Below are 291 nucleotides of genomic sequence, written 5' to 3'. Positions count from 1 at the left end.
GATCCGCCAGGTGGTCGCGGCGAGATGATCGACTGGATCGCCCGGGCTCGCGAGGCCGGCTTTGTCCTCGACATGATCGACGAGGTCCTGACGCTGCGGCGCATCAGGCCAGGAAGCCTGTCCTATGGGCGCGACGCGACACGCGACCGCGGTTACCTGGAAGTGGCGCGCCTGGCCATGCTGCGACGGGCGCAGAGCAAGGCCAGCTCCAGCTGATGGCGAAGATCCGTCGCATCGGCAGGCGTTTTCCCGACTATGGCTGGTCCTGGCCGACCGGATCGCTGGACCGGC

1 pseudogene is annotated in these 291 nt (G+C 68.0%); it reads left to right on the top strand.

Annotated features, from left to right (window positions below):
- Nucleotides 1-216 (top strand): annotated as a pseudogene (locus EN852_RS39525) (glycosyltransferase family 2 protein); the annotation flags it as partial.
- Nucleotides 217-291: the final 75 nt, after the last annotated feature.

It is taken from the genome of Mesorhizobium sp. M2E.F.Ca.ET.209.01.1.1 (assembly GCF_004010375.2).
In the GTDB taxonomy this organism is placed as follows: Bacteria; Pseudomonadota; Alphaproteobacteria; order Rhizobiales; family Rhizobiaceae; genus Mesorhizobium.
Note: the sequence above shows the minus strand (reverse complement) of the source record. Positions and strands in the feature narration are given on the sequence as shown.